Consider the following 17461-nt stretch of genomic DNA (forward strand, 5'->3'; position numbering starts at 1 on the left):
CAACGCCTATTTTTGTCATATGCAAACATCACAGCCCCTCACTAGGCTTGAATAGCTCTGTCTCTTAAAGGTTGCGCCATGATGTCTGCATACTAACGTCATGGATTGAAAATAAACATGCCCCCACTGCTGCGCCATCGTTTATTACGCTCAACCACAGGTTTGGTTGTCATCGTGATTTGTATTGTCGCGAGTGTGACACTGATTCTGGCGTTTCAACCCCAAATTCAACATCAACGGCAACTGATAGAACAACATCAGCAACAAAAAGCGCAAGCGGTTGGTCAGCATTTAGAGCAAACCTTTTTTACCATTCAGCAGCAAGTAGTCAATCTTAATCAACTCGCCTACCAATATCACCGTGACCCGTTAGCGATAGAAACCATTTTACGTACCTTATTGGGCGCATCGTCACCGCAAGCCATTTATGGCATGGGTGTCTGGTTTAGTCCGCAAAACCATCCGCAAAAAACCTCGTTATATGGTCCTTATGTCCATTTTAATGCCCAACAACAAGTAATTTTAACCTACGACTGGATGAATCCTAATTATAACTATCCCAATCAGTCATGGTTCAAGACCATTATGAGTGCGCGTGGCGAGCAGCGTTGTACCCCACCTTATTTAGATATGGGCATGATTTACGTGACCTGTGGACGGGCATTTCCTATGGGGGCAAGCCAACCCATGGGCGTTGTCACCGTCGATTTGGTCTTGCCACAAATAGAGGCAATGGTCACACAAGCCAGTACCCAGCCTTATGAACACGTATTTATCAGTGGCAATCAACAACAACTGATTGCCTTTCCTAATTCGGCTAAGGCATTAAAAAAATATTATCAAAACGACAAACAACAGAGTTTATTGGATATTTCTGTCAGCCACGTCTTAGCCCAACATAATAACCAATACCTAGCGTATGAACACCGCTTAAAAATGGGTTGGACAGTCCATGTACTCAGCCAAAAGTCGTGGTTAGAGCGCGAGATAAACCAACTCAATCAACAATTGTATTTATGGGTGATTTTTATTTGGTTTGCGGGGGCAATTACCGATGCAGTTTGGATGTATACCACACGCCGTATTCGTTCAGAACTACATCATAGTCTGACGTGGCGTAATGCCTTGAGCGATGTGATTCCAGCGGGGGTTTTTGCCGCCAATTTTAATGGCCAAGTGACATGGGCTAACCCTGTATTTAGTCAACTCACCCAACAAATTAAATATCCTTGCGAGCTCATTAATTCGATTTACTTAGAAGACCAACCCAAGTTTCGCTTATTTTGGCATCGGGCCTGTTATGAACGTCGGTCCATGACCAGTGAATTTCGACTCAGTACCAATGCCCGTAAGTGGGTACAAATTCGTTTGGTATTAGCCTTAAACAATGACAAAGAAGCGACAGCCATTGCAGGGACAATGGATGATATTACCGAACGGCGACGTCACGAAGAAGAGTTAAGACACGCTAAAGAACAAGCCGAAGAAGCCAATAAGGCCAAAGGCGAGTTTTTGGCGATGATGAGCCACGAAATACGCACACCCATGAATGGCGTCATTGGCATGTCTAGTCTCTTACTAGATACCCCTTTGTCCTCAGAACAACAAGAGTTTGCCCATACCATTCAAAATTCTGCCAACATCTTACTCAAAATTATTAACGATATTTTAGATGTCTCTCGCATTGAAGCAGGCAAATTCCCCATTGAGCATTATCCGTTTCGCACCGAGAGCCTGATGAGTGAAATACTCACCTTACTCAGTCCTCTTGCCCAGCAAAAAGGCCTCGCCTTACGTTATGATAAAGCCGCAAATTTGCCTGCTATTTTAGTGGGTGACGCTGACCGCCTGAAACAGGTGTTACTCAATCTGCTCAATAACGCACTCAAATTCACGGAACAAGGTAGCGTTAGCTTATTCGTAGACGTGAACCTCAGCGATGCGCAAAAAACCATCCTCACCTTTACCGTTAGCGATACAGGAATTGGACTGTCACAAGAGCAACAACAACGTATTTTTCAACCTTTTACCCAAGCCGATAGCTCAACCACACGACGGTACGGTGGAACAGGTTTAGGTTTAACCATTTGTCGGCACTTAATTGAGTTGATGGGCGGTGAAATTCATTGTGATAGCGACCTCGGCCACGGCTCACGTTTTTGGTTTAGACTCCCCTTTCAACATTATCAGGCAGCGCAATTACCTAGCGCCACCCGTAGCATGCCACAGGCGGTATTACGTACAGATGCCATGATTTTGATTGTCGAAGATAACCCCGTCAATCAACAAGTGGTCGCCAAAATGCTACAAAAACTGGGCTTACATTATGATATTGCCCATAATGGCCGTGAAGCCCTATCAAAACTCAGTACCTCTAATGCGTGGGATTTGGTACTGATGGACTGTCAAATGCCGATGATGGATGGTTTTGAAGCCACACGCCGTTGGCGTGAGCAAGAGCAGCTTTTAGGTCTTAAACGATTAACAATTATTGCCTTAACGGCGAATGCAATGCATGGCGATGAGGAACGCTGTTTAGCGGCGGGCATGGATGGTCATTTAGCCAAACCCATCGGCTTACAAAAACTCTATGAATTGTGCGCACAATGGTTAGCTGTGAAAGATTAAGATCTTTTAAGGTCAACAAGTGAGTAGATTAAGCCATTTAGCTAGGCGTGAATGGCTTAATCTCAGTCAAAGGAAGCGCCTCGCCATATCAGGCAAAGCACTTCAATTGTCATTATTTCAAATCATAACCCCGTTCTTCATGTAACACCAAATCCAAGCCTTCACGCTCTTCATCATCGGTCACACGTAAACCCTTAGTCATGATAGCAGTCAATTTGAGTAGTACCCATGTTGCCAGTGCTGTATAAAGACCAATCACCAAAATACCTGTGACTTGTGTCGTCAACTGACTGCCAATGCTGTCGTGATTCGCGGTATAACCCAAACCAGAAAACACCCCTAAATCTGGGCTACAAAAGATACCTGCTAAAAATGTTCCTAAAATACCGCCTACACCGTGTACAGGGAACACGTCTAAGGAATCATCAATTTTTAGAGTCTTCTTGATTAAATTGGTCATCACGAAACAAATCGCACCTGCCAAGATACCCACAACTAACGCACCTGCGGGTCCGACAACGCCTGCTGCGCCTGTAATCGTCCCTAAACCTGCGACCATACCCGTGACAATACCTAGGACAGATGGCTTACCAAATTTAAGCCATTCACACACCATCCATGTGAGTGCACCTGCGGAAGCCGCAATATGCGTGACAAACAATGCCATGCCTGCCGCTCCGTTAGCCGCTAAGGCAGACCCTGCGTTAAAACCATACCAGCCTACCCACAACATACCTGCGCCAGTCACGGTCATCGTTAAGTTATGCGGGGGCATGGCCACTTTACCAAAACCTTGACGTGGGCCAAGTACTAAAGCAGCCACTAAAGCGGCGACCCCTGCTGTAATGTGCACCACAGTGCCACCCGCAAAGTCAATCAAACCGCGTTGAAAGAAGTATCCGCCCCCCCAAACACTGTGTGCGACAGGCACATAGACCACGAGTGTCCACAACACACTAAAAATGAGTACCGAACTGAACTTCATACGTTCAGCAAAAGCACCAATAATTAACGCAGGGGTAATAATAGCAAAGGTCATTTGAAAGGCCGCAAAAACGATTTCAGGGATATCCCCTGTCATGTTTTCTTTCCCTAAACCTGCCATTAATATGCGCGAACCACCACCCAACCAGTCATTTAAGCTACCGCCGTCGGTAAATGCCAAGGAATAAAAACCTACAAGCCATAACAAACTGATTATCGAGGCAATCGCAAAACATTGCATCAAAATAGAGAGGACGTTTTTAGTACGGACTAAACCGCCATAAAATAAAGCCAAACCAGGCAAGGTCATAAACAGCACTAAGGCTGTTGCGGTCAGAATCCATGCAGTATTACCGTTATTAAGCGGTGTATCGGCGGCAAACGCCGTAGAGGCTAACAAAATAGACGTTAGCCCTGCGAGAATGCGGAACATGATAAATTAACTCAAACAGATTAAATGGCAGATTCGTTAGTTTCGCCCGTACGAATACGTACAACTTGCACAAGGTCACTGACAAAAATTTTGCCATCGCCAATTTTACCTGTACCTGCCACTTTGCAAATCACCTCAATGACTTGTTCAACATCCGCTTCTTTGACGGCTAAGTCTAAACGTACTTTAGGAACAAAATCGACAACATATTCGGCACCGCGATATAATTCGGTGTGTCCTTTTTGACGACCAAAGCCCTTGACTTCCGTCACGGTTAATCCGGTTACACCAATATCAGATAACGCCTCACGGACATCATCTAACTTAAAGGGTTTAATCACTGCACTGACCATTTTCATGGTTGTTCACCTCACCATTTACTACGATTAGGACGACAATGTATTGATACGCCTTGAGCCATAAGCTGAGTTTTTATGCTGACAGAATGACCGCGCCATCACTCCAACAACGCCTTCAGTATGTCTGATTTCGTCTATGTTTAGCGTTTTCTATTGGGAAACGTCCCGTTAAACGCTAAGGCAGACTCGTCTATAGACGTATACAACAAATCAAATCAGGTCGGGTCGGTTGACCCTAGCCATGTATAGGCTTAAAAAAGGCGAATTTATACACTGAATTCACATTAAAGTCGCGTCAAACCCGCATTTATGTCTTTTTTTTTATTAAAAACAGATTAACGGTATCCGACTAAAAAAGCATAAAAAAAAGCCCTAATGAAATTAGGGCTTTTTACAGGCTAGTATGGGCAATAACTATGGTGGTAAAAGCTCTCTTGCGATAAGAAAGTTGATACGGTTGCCCATGTCAGTCTTAGTGGCGACCACCACCAAAACCGCCGTCGCGACGGCCACCGCCATCACCACGACCACCGCCGAATCCACCGCGACCGCCATCACGACGACCACCGCCACCGCCGCCGCCTTCTTCTTTAGGACGAGCTTCGTTAACGGTCAATGTACGACCAGAAATTTCTTTACCATGTAATGCGCTGATTGCAGTTTTGGCTTCTTGGTCACTGCCCATTTCCACAAAACCAAAACCTTTGGAGCGTCCTGTTTCACGATCCATAATTACCATTGCTGAACGTACAGCACCATGAGCTGCAAATAGCTGCTCTAAATCGGCATTGCTTACACCATAGCTTAAGTTGCCAACATATAACTTATTGCCCATGAAAGGGACTCCTCAAAGAACGATAACTGACATAGGACTTAGCTTATTGTTTGCTGGACTCCAAGTTAATAATGAAGGAGCACAAACAAACTCAGCACAATAGAGGCGCACATAAGTCCTGTAATACCACAAACCAAACGCAGGACTTAAGCATTAACAGGGGGAACAAGGTGTTATTACGTAGCAATTATTATAATCAGTACATGACAACTCATGGCCATCCGCGCATAAGCCACTCACCACTAGGCAGTGATACATGCAGTATACTCGCCTGCCTAGTGAGTACAATAGCTTAATTGCTAAAGTTACGGCCGATTTACCCTTTTTTGTGATGACTGGTTACAAAATAGTTTAGAGAAACACACTCTGTACACGTCCTTGCACCGTCATTCCTAAAAATGGGGTGTTTTGTCCTAACGAAACGAGGGTTTCAGGCGCAACATGCCATGTCGCGGCAGGGTCTACTACAATCACACCCGCGCCTGTTGTTAATGCCCCTGCCTCTAAACCTAAAATACGCGCAGGATTGACGGTTAAAGCACGCCACAGTTTGTCTTCGGTCAGTAGCCCATCTCTGACTAATTTTAAGCCTAACGGTAATACAGTTTCTAAGGCAGAAATACCCGCTTCCGTGGCTGGGAATGGCGCTAACTTGGCTGCCGCATTTAAGGGTTGATGATGAGAACAAATGGCATCAATCACGCCCGATTGCAGTGCCGCACATAGAGCCAAGCGGTCTTCTTCGCTACGTAAAGGTGGACGCACATGCGCCAAGCTATTAAAACCGTCAATCGCAGCATCGGTTAAATGGAGTTGATGCATTGCTACATCTGCCGTAATGCTTAAACCTTTCGCTTTGGCAATACGAATTAACTCAACCGAACCTTTACACGATAATTGGCTAAAGTGAGCTTTAACCCCTGTTTCTTCGACCAATAATAATTGTTTAGCTAGCGCAATGGTTTCGGCGATGCTGGGAATGGCAGGTAAACCCAAGCGTGATGCCGTAAAACCGTCATGTACGCAACCCGTTGCTAAGCTGGGCTCTTCAGGATAAAAAAAGACCGTAATATTTAAGGACGCAGCGTATTCTAGACAGCGTAAGAGTGTCTCGTCATTGGCCATACCTTGACGCGCGTTTGTCACTGCAATACAACCTGCCTGCATGAGAGCATGCATATTTGCGGGTTGTTTGCCCTCTAAACCTTTGGTTAATGCGCCAATGGGATATACCTTGACCAAGCCTGCTTGAGCGGTTTTTTCGTGTAATTGCGCCACAATCGCCGCATTATCAATCATCAACTTGGGATTCGGCGGTAATACCACGTGGGCAAAACCACCGTGTAAGGCGGCTTTATTTTCACTAAGCATACTGCCGTGTTGTTTTTCGCCTTCACGTAAACTGGCACACAAATCAATAAATGCAGGTAACACATAATGGCCATGAATTTCTTGCACGTGTGTCACCTGTGCCGCACGTGCTTCCGCCCCCATCGCCACCATACGACCATTATCCACTAAGACATCCGCCACACGGTCTATGTTGGCCGCAATATCAATGACGCGGCCACCCACCAATAAGGTGCGTTGTTGTTGTACTTGCATGATTAGCCCTCTTTGCGTGTGGTGAGTTGACCCTGCATCGTCAAAGCAAGTACGGCCATACGCACAGCAATACCATAATTGACTTGTTTGAGAATCAAAGATTGATGACCATCGGCCACTTCGGAAGCAATCTCTACCCCCCGATTAATCGGGCCGGGGTGCATAACAATCGCATTGGGTTTGGCATAAGCAAGTTTTTGTGGCGTCAAACCATATAAAGCATAAAACTCTTCGGGGCTGGCTAATAACGGTGACTCCATACGTTCATTTTGAATCCGTAACGCAATCACTACATCTGCGCCCTCTAAACCTTGTTCTAAACGCTCATACAACTTGATACCGAGTTGTTGAAAATCTTTAGGCTGTAAAGTACGTGGGGCAATCACGCGAATTTCTTTTGCCCCCAAGGTTTGCAAGGCATAAATTTCTGAACGCGCCACGCGTGAATGACGCACATCACCAATAATGGCGACGGTTAACTGACTAAAATCGCCCGCATGACGGCGAATCGTTAACATATCCAACATCCCTTGTGTGGGATGATTGTGGCGGCCATCGCCTGCATTAATCACTGCCACTTTTGGGGTGACTTGACTGGCAATAAAATGGGCTGCACCCGATTGTGAGTGACGCACCACAAAGGTATCGGCAGTCATGGCTTCTAAGTTCCACAACATATCGCGCAAGGTTTCACCTTTACTGTTAGAAGACTTGGCAATATCAATATTAACGACATCGGCACTCAAGCGTTTAGCTGCTACAGCGAAGGTCGTTAACGTACGGGTTGATGCCTCAAAAAACAGGTTCATTACCGTACGCCCTGCTAACAGTGGCTGATTGGTAATGCTGCCGTCAGGCGCTAAAAAAGATTCGGCAAAATCGAGAATTTCGGTAAGCTGCTCTTTACTCAGGCCTTCAGTTGTTAAAAAGTGACGTAGGCGACCTTGAGAATTAAGCTGCAAACGACTGGGGGTATGCGCATGGGACAAGTGCATGATAGTTTACGATGTGATGAAAAAATTGGCCTCATTTTAACAGAAAGATGCTGGGCTGTTGGCGTTTTGATAGCATGCTGTTGCAGATTGATAACTGATTGCCACAGACGACTTGATTTAGAGGATTCGCTGGCGAGTGCCTAGACACGAATTGCAACTGTTAACATCGCTTTTACCTGTATAAAACCCGCCCTTCTTGAGGCCGATACGATACAATACGCCAAAATAAGAAAGTGTTATGGCCTGTATATCTACAGAGTCATTTGCTAAATAATACCTCAAGGTAAACTGCCTTGCTTTTGTTGAGATGGATTATGGCTAAACGATTAAAACTCCTCGATTCTGGCTGGTTAATGATGGAAACTCCTGAAACGCCGATGCACGTTGGCGGCTTGATGTTGTTTCAATTACCCGAAAATGCGCCTGATGATTACATGCAGTCCTTTTTTCAATATTTGTTACAAGTGGACGATGTCTCTGCACCGTTTAATCAAAAATTGCAGCGCGTTTTACCCTTTAACTTAGATGCCAGTTGGATTAAAGACGGTAATTTTGATATTGAATACCATGTTCGTCCGTCCGCCTTGCCCAAACCCGGCCGTATTCGTGAGTTGTTGGCTTTAGTATCACGTTTACATGCTCAACGAATGGACCAACGTCGTCCGATGTGGGAATGTTATTTAATTGAAGGCATTGAAGGTAATCGTTTTGCCGTTTATAGCAAAATTCATCACTCAATGGTCGATGGTGTAGCGGCTACTCGCCTCATGCAATCACGCATGGCACGTTCTGCCGATGAAGATTTACCGCCTATTTGGTCAGGTGAATGGACAAAACGCTTACCCAAAAAAGAAAAGCGCAGTTTACCCATGCCGCCCTCGCCCAAAGAAGTGTTTCATAGTTTTAGTAATGGTGCCGCGCAACTGGTTGATTTGTTAAAAACACCACGCGAAAGTCATGCCAAAGCCTTATTTCAAGCCCCTAAAACCATTCTTAATCGTCGGGTTACACCTGCTCGGCGTTTTGCCGCGCAGTCATGGCCAATGGAACGCATTCGTCACGTTGCCAAAGGGTATCATGCCACGGTGAATGATATTGTTTTAGCCATGTGTGGTGGCTGTTTGCGTGATTACTTAAAAAGTTATGATGCCTTACCAGCCACCCCATTAGTCGCACAAGTGCCTGTGTCAGTGCGTGCGGCCGATGCCAGTGATGATAATGGTAATGCGATTAGTGCGGTGCAAGTAACCTTGGGAACGGATATTGGCAATCCTGTTGATAGATTACGTGCCATTCAAGAGTCAATGCACGCGGCCAAAAATCGACTATCACACATGGAAAAAGCCGATATTAATGCGTTTACCGTGTTGAGTAATTTGCCGTTAATGTTAGGTCAAGCCACAGGGTTGGCTGGCAGACGCACCACGATGTTTAATGTGGTCATTTCTAATGTACCCGGCCCAAAAGAGCCATTGTATATGCACGGTGCAAAAATGTTGGCTAACTATCCTGTGTCGTTAATTTGGCATGGTTACGCAGCCAATATTACCGTACATAGTTATGTGGACAGTTTAGACTTTGGCATTATTGCTTGTCGTGATACGGTGCCACGTGTACAAAGAATGTTGGACTATTTGGAAGATGCGTTGGCCGCGTTGGAAAATCATTTACCAAAATAAGGCCCCCCGCTCTGTGGGAGAGGGTATTGACCTCACCTTAGCCCTCTCCTAATTAGGAGAGGGAACTTTGTCGCTAATTTAAGGCACTACTTCTATTTGCACTTTTAGCAAGCCTTGATTAGTGTCACTGATTTCCATAAATGCTGATTTTGATAAATCAATAATCCGTCCTTTGCGAAATGGCCCTCGGTCGTTAATTTTTACCACAATACTTTTATTATTTTCTATATTCACCACTTTGACATTTGCGCCAAAGGGCAAACTTCTATGCGCGGCAGTTTTTAGTTTATGCTGATAAACCTCACCACTCGCAGTTTTTTGGTTTTGATGTTTATCGGCATAATAAGAAGCAATGCCTGTTTGGGTATAGCCTAACCAGCTTTTATTTTTGTTGTTTTGGACGGTGCTACAAGCGGTTAAGATTAAGGTATTGATTAAAATGATTATTTTTATAAGTTTCATGGTGTTTTTAATCTTTACTCATTAATACAAATTGTAGGAAAAGCCAACGATACATCGTTAGTCCCTGTGGTCGTTTTAATAGTGGCCACCGAATAAACCCTTTTTCGAGGATACAAGGTTTAGATTGCGTGAGTTGGTCACTCCAACTCAGTTTCTTATTTGTGTGGAGATAGTGACATTATTATAAAGAAAAAACTGATAACAGCTTAGGGGCTATTGATGTTTTGATTGTGGTTACGCAAAACGTCAACAGCCCCTAGCGTTGAGTACGATCATTTTAGTCTTTGACTAAGCCCTCTACCCTGAGTTCTAAATCATGTAAACGCTGACGAGCACGGTATAAATCCTGTTGTACAAGGTCACAGCTTTCAGGAGATATTGCATCTTGAATACGGCTACGCCAGTCACTCACCGAAATAGTGCTCATTTGCTCCAAATCAATAGGGCGACAATTAGACATCACTACGCGCATCGTTGGCACAAGTTTTGTGTCTTTAGATGAAGTCAAGGTAAATGGTATTGCACCTATTCTGACTCCCATAATTAAACCATGTAGTCGATTACTGATAATAATGGCTGTACGTGCATAAATAGCTTCCACTTTTTCAGTCTGCTGATGATGAGTTTCTTGTCCCCAGTCAACTAAATCCATACCATATTTAGTCGCTAGTTCTTGTGCTAATTTATTATCTCGATGTACCTGCACAACCACTGTCGGCTTTAGCCCTTCAGCTCTAGCCGCTGCTACAAAATTAGAAAATATATCGGATGATATAAATTGAGCCTCTCGCAACACAAGGACAGCTAAATCCCTGTCTTTGGTGCCTTGTTGTTGTGCAAAAAAACCTAAATCAGGCGATACTTCGCCTAGACCATTCAGCACAGGTGAGGAAATATCATCTCGAAATGTCAAAATATCCGCTTGACGAGCATACGCCTGTATCAAACGAGCATGTGCAGGATTTCCTCTATATGAGCGTCCCACAATAATAGCTCTACCCCCCGACAAACGAGCAATCTTGATATTGATAAATGCCAATAAATCCCTTAGTCGCGCACGCCAACTCGCAGAGACTATTTGCGGACCTGGTGCAATACAAAAAACAATACGTTTACCACTAAAAAAGGCCATCAATAAAGCCAACTGTAAGGCAAAGTACGATAGGAATAGGCGATACTTTCCTTTTAAGGGGTACGCATTGATATAACTATCCGACATTGTCCCACGATATAATAATAATTCGTTGTTAGATGCTTGTAGCCAAGTCAATAGCACACTTCTAATTTCTATATCACCTAGATTGTCTTCTTGAGCTGCCAAGCTCATTACTACCGTCGTCTGCCTAGACACCTTTATTTCTCCTAAGAGTGTTACTATTAAACATAACCCATGTACTGCGACAAAAAGCAGTATTGATGACACAACATAGTCTGTAAACAGATTTTTGACTACATCTGCCTTTATTTATTGAGGCTTATTGATAACGTTTTAACGCAACGACTAAGACTAAGGTGTGAATAGCGCTGCCAGTTGAATAACCCATTGCCGCACCGACACTGCCTTGTATGTATGCCCCCACTCCTATCAAAGCCAGTACATACAAGCTCGACCAGACACTAATTGCGGATACAATATGACCAAATCCCTTGGCTTGTAATACAGAGCTTGCAATGGATGTACTTGAGGAAACGACTAAGCCCAAACAAATAATTTGTAATGGCAAAACCGCACCCGCATAGTTTTCACCAAACAGTGGGACTACTGCAAAAGGCATCACTCCAATTAAAATAAGATATGGAATAGCCATAATTGCAGTCATACCACCTAATAAACGCATGGGACTTTCATGGGTATTGTCTGGACGAGCAAACCAAGGTAGCACAACGGACGACAAAGAGGTGGGTAACATACGCAATGGCGCAATTAGACGAGAGCCTAGCCCATAAAATCCAGCCTGTAATGGGCCGGCCAACGTACTCACAATTAAAGCATCTAAGTTACGTGCTTGTAAGGCGAAAGAGTGCACCCAATAATGCTTACTTTCCTGAAACACGGTCTTCCAACTCATTTCAATTTCTTCAATTTGAGTGGGTATATTTCTAAATACCATAAAGGCTATCAAAGAGCCTATAAAACTACCCATTGCAAATGAAAATAATGGGTCTAAGCCACCAAAAGCAAAGCCTAAAAATAATGCTAAAGCCAAAAAGCGTCTGATAGTCAGGTCGCGTGTTGTTTTAGTTACGTGGCCTAAGCCCATCCAGACTGCATTACGTACCATTGCCGCTCGTTCAATGGCAAACCATCCCCATAAAGGTAACAATGAATATAAGTCGATAATCTCTAATAACGACAAAGTCACACATGCGCCTAAGGCTAATACACCCAGTAAACTTGTAATATATAAGCTAAAACGTTGTGCTGTTATTGACCCAGTATCCATACCACATGCTGCAACACGTCGTGTAATATAGGTTGTTGCTCCCACATCGCCCACAGAGTGCAAAGTATTCATCACGCCCAATAAGGTCATACAATAGCCTAATTGTACAGGGGTTACCCAGCGTGCTAAAAATACGATACTAATAGCCTGTAATCCTGTACTGACTAGCCTGCCACTCAGCACACTCATGAACTGCCGCAGTAATTTCTTGTGATTCACATTACGACCTCAAATATGAGCTTTACAAAGATACATTGGGTAAGTTGGTTGACATATTTTGCTAGGCATGAAGGGACAGAAAACAAAAGGATACTTGATTTCAGCGTAAAATTTTCGACTGCTTGATAACGTATGATAGTGAGCCTCTACGTGATTTAGCATTTAAAGTCTGAGTCTCATCTAGACTCTAGTCACTAAGACTCAGACTGTAATCTAATCAATACCAGATACGTTAAGTATGTCTATATAAAAATACAAACATGTTATAAAACTCACTAAATATAACGCACTTCACTAATTTCGTATTCGACTTTGCCTGACGGGGTGGTAATCGTCACGGTGTCGCCTTCTTCTTTGCCCATTAAACCACGGGCAATGGGCGAACCAGAGGAAATTTTACCCAACTTAATGTCAGCTTCGTCTTCGCCAACAATTTGATAGGTTTTAACTTCACCTGTTTCGACGTTTTCAATATCAACCGTTGCACCAAAAATTACCTTGCCATTATTGGTCATCTTGGTGATGTCAATAATTTGCACATTAGATAATTTGGCTTCGATTTCTTTAATACGACCTTCAGCAAAACTTTGTTGTTCACGCGCGGCGTGATATTCGGCGTTTTCTTTTAAGTCGCCATGTGCGCGTGCTTCAGCAATCGCCGCAGTAATCCGCGGACGCTCAACATTTTTTAATCGGTCGAGTTCAGCGCGTAAGGCATCTGCCCCCGCTACTGTCATCGGATAACGTTGCATGACTAAACCTCCAAATGCAAGTCTTGTAAACGAGCAACCGATAACTCACCTTGTGCTTTTAAGGCTTGGCACACTGCATTTGCACCACTAATCGTGGTGGTGTAATACACTTTACCTTGTAAGGCACTGCGACGAATCGAGAAGGAATCTTGTTGTGCTTGTTTACCTTCGGTGGTGTTAATAATTAAATTAATCTCACCATTTTTTAACATATCAACAATGTGTGGACGACCTTCAGTCACTTTATTGACACGCTTACAAGGTACACCTGCTTGCGCGAGAATTTTTTGACTACCGCCTGTAGCCACCAAATTAAAGCCTAAAGCGATTAAATCACGGCCAATTTGTGGCAATAAGGCTTTGTCGGAGTCACGCACAGAAATAAAGGCACAACCACCATTCGGTAATTTTTCGTTAGAACCCAACACGGCTTTATGGAAGGCTTCACCAAAGGTTTTGCCAACGCCCATCACTTCGCCTGTTGATTTCATTTCTGGCCCTAAAATGGGGTCAACACCCGGAAATTTAGCAAACGGGAATACCGCTTCTTTGACGCTAAAATAAGGTGGAATGATTTCTTTAGTAAAGTTTTGGCTTTGTAAGCTTTGACCAGCCATACAACGTGCAGCCACTTTAGCTAATGACACACCAATACACTTCGATACAAACGGCACAGTACGAGAAGCACGTGGGTTTACTTCTAAAACATACACATCGTTGTTTTTGACAGCGAATTGTACGTTCATCAAGCCCACAACACCCAACTCACGCGCCATATCAATCGATTGTTGACGCATCACGTTTTGTACTTGCTCATCTAAGGCATACGGTGGCAAGGAACACGCCGAGTCACCTGAGTGAATACCTGCTTGTTCAATGTGCTGCATAATGCCGCCAATGACCACAGTTTCACCATCGGACACACAGTCCACGTCAACTTCAATGGCATCATCCAAGAAACGGTCTAATAATACGGGTGATTCATTAGAAACTTGTACCGCTTCACGCATATAACGACGTAATTCTTCTTCGTTATAAACGATTTCCATCGCACGACCACCCAACACATAGGAAGGACGTACCACTAAAGGATAACCAATCTCGGCTGCTAAACGTACACCCTCTTCTGGGTTACGTGCAGTACGGTTGGGTGGCTGACGTAAATTTAAACGCTCAACCATTTGTTGGAACCGTTCACGGTCTTCGGCACGGTCAATCGCATCTGGGCTAGTACCAATAATCGGCACACCTGCGGCCTCTAAATGACGGGCTAATTTTAAGGGTGTTTGACCACCGTATTGGACAATCACACCTTTTGGCTTTTCAACACGAACAATCTCTAACACGTCTTCGAGAGTAACTGGTTCAAAATACAAACGGTCAGAGGTGTCATAGTCGGTAGAAACGGTTTCTGGGTTACAGTTAACCATAATCGTTTCATAACCATCTTCACGCATTGCTAAGGCTGCATGAACACAACAATAGTCAAACTCAATACCTTGACCAATACGGTTTGGCCCGCCGCCTAACACCACAATTTTGTCACGTTGTGAAGGTTGTGCTTCACACTCTTCTTCGTACGAAGAATACATATAAGCCGTGCTAGTAGCAAATTCAGCAGCACACGTATCAACACGTTTGTAAGTCGGATAAACACCCAATTCCCAACGTTTTTTGCGCAATTGCTTTTCGCTAACACCTAATAAACTGGCTAAACGGCTATCAGAGAAGCCTTTACGTTTTAAGCCCCACAATACATCACGGCTACAACCCGCAAAACCTAATTGCTTGACTTGAGCTTCGGCTTTGATGATGTCTTCGATTTGTACTAAGAACCAAGGGTCAACTGCAGAGTACTCATACACTTGTTCAACGCTTAACCCTGCACGGAACGCATCACCAATGTACCAAATACGGTCAGGGCCGGGATTTTTTAATTCGTGACGGAGTTTGTCTTCAGATTCTGGCGAAGCCAAATTCAATTTTGGACTAAAACCATCTGCACCAACTTCTAAACCACGTAAGGCTTTTTGTACAGACTCTTGGAAAGTACGGCCAATCGCCATCACCTCACCCACCGACTTCATTTGAGTGGTTAAGCGTTGTTCGGCTTGGGGGAACTTTTCAAAGGTAAAACGAGGAACTTTGGTCACTACATAATCAATGGATGGTTCAAAAGACGCAGGCGTTTTGCCGCCTGTAATGTCGTTTTGTAATTCATCTAAGGTATAACCCACCGCTAATTTAGCGGCCACTTTGGCAATGGGGAAACCTGTGGCTTTGGAGGCTAAAGCAGATGAACGGCTAACGCGTGGGTTCATCTCAATCACAACCATACGACCCGTTTTTGGATCAATACCAAACTGAACGTTAGAACCACCTGTTTCTACGCCAATCTCACGCAATACCGCAATACTGGCATTACGCATGATTTGATATTCTTTATCCGTTAAGGTTTGTGCAGGGGCAACAGTAATCGAGTCACCAGTATGCACGCCCATGGCATCAAAGTTTTCAATCGAACAGATAATGATACAGTTGTCGTTTTTATCACGCACAACTTCCATTTCGTATTCTTTCCAACCAATCAACGATTCGTCGATTAACAATTGATGAGTGGGTGATAAATCAAAACCACGCTCACAAATTTCGACAAATTCTTCACGGTTGTAAGCAATACCACCGCCCGAACCACCCATGGTAAAGGATGGACGAATAATGACTGGAAAACCAAAACGTGATTGAATTTCTAAGGCTTGTTCCATGGTCTCTGCAATAGAGGCGCGTGGACATTCTAAGCCAATTTTACGCATCGCTTGGTCGAATAATTTACGATCTTCCGCTTTTTCAATCGCTTCTTTGGTTGCACCAATTAACTCAACACCAAACTTCTCTAATACACCGTTAGCATCCAAGGCTAAAGCACAGTTTAATGCGGTTTGACCACCCATCGTTGGCAATACCGCATCAGGACGCTCTTTTTCGATAATTTTAGCAACCGTCTGCCATGTGATTGGCTCGATATAGGTTGAATCGGCCATGCTAGGGTCGGTCATAATGGTCGCAGGATTGGAGTTAACCAAAATGACGCGATAGCCTTCTTCGCGCAGAGCTTTACAGGCTTGTGCGCCAGAATAGTCAAACTCACACGCTTGGCCGATGACAATCGGACCTGCACCAATAATCAGAATGCTTTTAAGGTCTTGCCGTTTTGGCATCACTCTACTCCAATAAAACGCTTGTGGACGGGTGCATAGCACCTGCCTCTTATTTGGACTGCAAAATTTGTCTATAAGCCTGCATCGTTGCTTCAATACCTTGTTCTAGGCATTCCACAATTAATGCATGACCAATGGAAACTTCTAAAATATTTGGAATTTGGACAAACCTTGGTAGGTTTTGTAAATTCAAATCATGCCCTGCATTGACCCCTAAACCTGCTTGTTGAGCCAATTGTGCGGCACGCGCAAATTGTTGCCATACAGCCTCTTCATCGGCTGTGCCAAACGCTTCGGCATACGGTTCGGTATACAACTCAACCCGTGCTGCACCAATTTCTTTGGCTAAGGCAATATCCGCATTGTCATAATCAACAAACAAGCTGACTTCAATGCCCAAAGGCGTTAGCTCTTGGCAAATTTGCTGCAAAAACTCAGCATGTTGGCGCAAATCCCAACCGTGGTCGGAGGTAACTTGCTGTGGGTCATCAGGAACTAAGGTACATTGTGCAGGACGATTTTGTTTCACAACCGCCAAAAAGTCAGGGGTTGGATAACCCTCAACATTTAATGGCTGTTGATAACGATCACATAAGGCTTTGAGTTCAACCACATCTTGATAACGCGCATGACGTTGATCGGGACGTGGATGCAAGGTAATGCCACTTGCACCAAGCTGCAAAAAACGCTCAGCAAAGTAGTTAACATCAGGGTAATTACGCCCTCTCGAATTGCGGATTAACGCAATTTTATTGATGTTGACAGATAAAGCAGTCATACCTTGTTTACTCTTTTTGCCCCTCACCCTGTCAAAAGGCTAGAATGAGGGCAATAATTACTTCGCCTGA

At 44.1% G+C, this 17461-nt stretch carries 13 protein-coding genes; 2 read left to right on the plus strand and 11 right to left on the minus strand.

Annotated elements, in window-relative coordinates; genetic code table 11:
* Window positions 1–117 precede the first annotated feature (117 nt).
* Entirely contained in the window at window positions 118–2628 is a 2511-nt protein-coding gene (locus C8N29_RS00795) for an ATP-binding protein (protein WP_107864115.1), read from the plus strand.
* Window positions 2629–2740: 112 nt separating this feature from the next.
* On the opposite strand, the gene C8N29_RS00800 is transcribed toward C8N29_RS00795, so the two are convergent.
* The 5 genes from C8N29_RS00800 to C8N29_RS00820 form a co-directional block, all read right to left on the minus strand.
* Window positions 2741–4045: an ammonium transporter gene (locus C8N29_RS00800; RefSeq protein ID WP_107864116.1), complete on the minus strand. Its 1305-nt coding sequence runs from the start codon at window positions 4043–4045 to the stop codon at window positions 2741–2743.
* A gap of 20 nt (window positions 4046–4065) precedes the next feature.
* Window positions 4066–4404 (minus strand): P-II family nitrogen regulator, encoded by a 339-nt coding sequence (locus C8N29_RS00805; RefSeq protein WP_107864117.1) that lies wholly within the window; start codon window positions 4402–4404, stop codon window positions 4066–4068.
* Between the two features lie 472 nt (window positions 4405–4876).
* Entirely contained in the window at window positions 4877–5239 is a 363-nt protein-coding gene (locus tag C8N29_RS00810; RefSeq protein ID WP_107864118.1) for an RNA recognition motif domain-containing protein, read from the minus strand.
* A gap of 351 nt (window positions 5240–5590) precedes the next feature.
* Window positions 5591–6844, minus strand: a complete 1254-nt coding sequence (locus C8N29_RS00815; protein ID WP_107864119.1) for a dihydroorotase — start codon at window positions 6842–6844, stop codon at window positions 5591–5593.
* Between the two features lie 2 nt (window positions 6845–6846).
* On the minus strand, window positions 6847–7839 hold the full coding sequence (locus tag C8N29_RS00820; protein ID WP_107864120.1) for an aspartate carbamoyltransferase catalytic subunit: 993 nt from the start codon (window positions 7837–7839) through the stop codon (window positions 6847–6849).
* Between the two features lie 314 nt (window positions 7840–8153).
* Between C8N29_RS00820 and C8N29_RS00825 the strand changes: the two genes are divergently transcribed.
* On the plus strand, window positions 8154–9518 hold the full coding sequence (locus tag C8N29_RS00825) for a WS/DGAT/MGAT family O-acyltransferase (RefSeq protein WP_107864121.1): 1365 nt from the start codon (window positions 8154–8156) through the stop codon (window positions 9516–9518).
* Between the two features lie 78 nt (window positions 9519–9596).
* Here C8N29_RS00825 and C8N29_RS00830 read toward each other — a convergent pair whose 3' ends face one another.
* The 6 genes from C8N29_RS00830 to C8N29_RS00855 all read right to left on the minus strand — a co-directional run bounded on the left by C8N29_RS00830 (window position 9597) and on the right by C8N29_RS00855 (window position 17391).
* Window positions 9597–9980, minus strand: a complete 384-nt coding sequence (locus tag C8N29_RS00830; RefSeq protein ID WP_107864122.1) for a septal ring lytic transglycosylase RlpA family protein — start codon at window positions 9978–9980, stop codon at window positions 9597–9599.
* A 277-nt stretch (window positions 9981–10257) separates the two neighbouring features.
* Window positions 10258–11331 carry a polysaccharide pyruvyl transferase family protein gene (locus tag C8N29_RS00835; protein WP_146164394.1) on the minus strand — a complete coding sequence of 358 codons (1074 nt, stop codon included), beginning with the start codon at window positions 11329–11331 and terminating at the stop codon, window positions 10258–10260.
* A 124-nt stretch (window positions 11332–11455) separates the two neighbouring features.
* Complete coding sequence (locus tag C8N29_RS00840; protein WP_146164395.1) at window positions 11456–12643, minus strand: lipopolysaccharide biosynthesis protein; 1188 nt, start codon at window positions 12641–12643, stop codon at window positions 11456–11458.
* A 275-nt stretch (window positions 12644–12918) separates the two neighbouring features.
* On the minus strand, window positions 12919–13395 hold the full coding sequence (gene greA, locus C8N29_RS00845) for a transcription elongation factor GreA (RefSeq protein ID WP_107864125.1): 477 nt from the start codon (window positions 13393–13395) through the stop codon (window positions 12919–12921).
* 2 nt (window positions 13396–13397) lie between these two features.
* Complete coding sequence (gene carB / locus C8N29_RS00850; RefSeq protein ID WP_107864126.1) at window positions 13398–16613, minus strand: carbamoyl-phosphate synthase large subunit; 3216 nt, start codon at window positions 16611–16613, stop codon at window positions 13398–13400.
* A 49-nt stretch (window positions 16614–16662) separates the two neighbouring features.
* On the minus strand, window positions 16663–17391 hold the full coding sequence (locus tag C8N29_RS00855; RefSeq protein ID WP_107864127.1) for a pyridoxine 5'-phosphate synthase: 729 nt from the start codon (window positions 17389–17391) through the stop codon (window positions 16663–16665).
* Window positions 17392–17461: the final 70 nt, after the last annotated feature.

Origin of the sequence: Agitococcus lubricus, assembly GCF_003051055.1 — a bacterium.
GTDB classification, from domain to species: domain Bacteria; phylum Pseudomonadota; class Gammaproteobacteria; order Pseudomonadales; family Moraxellaceae; genus Agitococcus; species Agitococcus lubricus.

What these genes read in the sequence shown, in the direction of transcription:
- C8N29_RS00795 (WP_107864115.1), top strand. Translation starts at nt 118, where the DNA reads ATGCCCCCACTGCTGCGCCATCGTTTATTACGCTCAACCACAGGTTTG.
- C8N29_RS00800 (WP_107864116.1), bottom strand. Translation starts at nt 4,045, where the DNA reads ATGTTCCGCATTCTCGCAGGGCTAACGTCTATTTTGTTAGCCTCTACG.
- C8N29_RS00805 (WP_107864117.1), bottom strand. Translation starts at nt 4,404, where the DNA reads ATGAAAATGGTCAGTGCAGTGATTAAACCCTTTAAGTTAGATGATGTC.
- C8N29_RS00810 (WP_107864118.1), bottom strand. Translation starts at nt 5,239, where the DNA reads ATGGGCAATAAGTTATATGTTGGCAACTTAAGCTATGGTGTAAGCAAT.
- C8N29_RS00815 (WP_107864119.1), bottom strand. Translation starts at nt 6,844, where the DNA reads ATGCAAGTACAACAACAACGCACCTTATTGGTGGGTGGCCGCGTCATT.
- C8N29_RS00820 (WP_107864120.1), bottom strand. Translation starts at nt 7,839, where the DNA reads ATGCACTTGTCCCATGCGCATACCCCCAGTCGTTTGCAGCTTAATTCT.
- C8N29_RS00825 (WP_107864121.1), top strand. Translation starts at nt 8,154, where the DNA reads ATGGCTAAACGATTAAAACTCCTCGATTCTGGCTGGTTAATGATGGAA.
- C8N29_RS00830 (WP_107864122.1), bottom strand. Translation starts at nt 9,980, where the DNA reads ATGAAACTTATAAAAATAATCATTTTAATCAATACCTTAATCTTAACC.
- greA (WP_107864125.1), bottom strand. Translation starts at nt 13,395, where the DNA reads ATGCAACGTTATCCGATGACAGTAGCGGGGGCAGATGCCTTACGCGCT.
- carB (WP_107864126.1), bottom strand. Translation starts at nt 16,613, where the DNA reads ATGCCAAAACGGCAAGACCTTAAAAGCATTCTGATTATTGGTGCAGGT.
- C8N29_RS00855 (WP_107864127.1), bottom strand. Translation starts at nt 17,391, where the DNA reads ATGACTGCTTTATCTGTCAACATCAATAAAATTGCGTTAATCCGCAAT.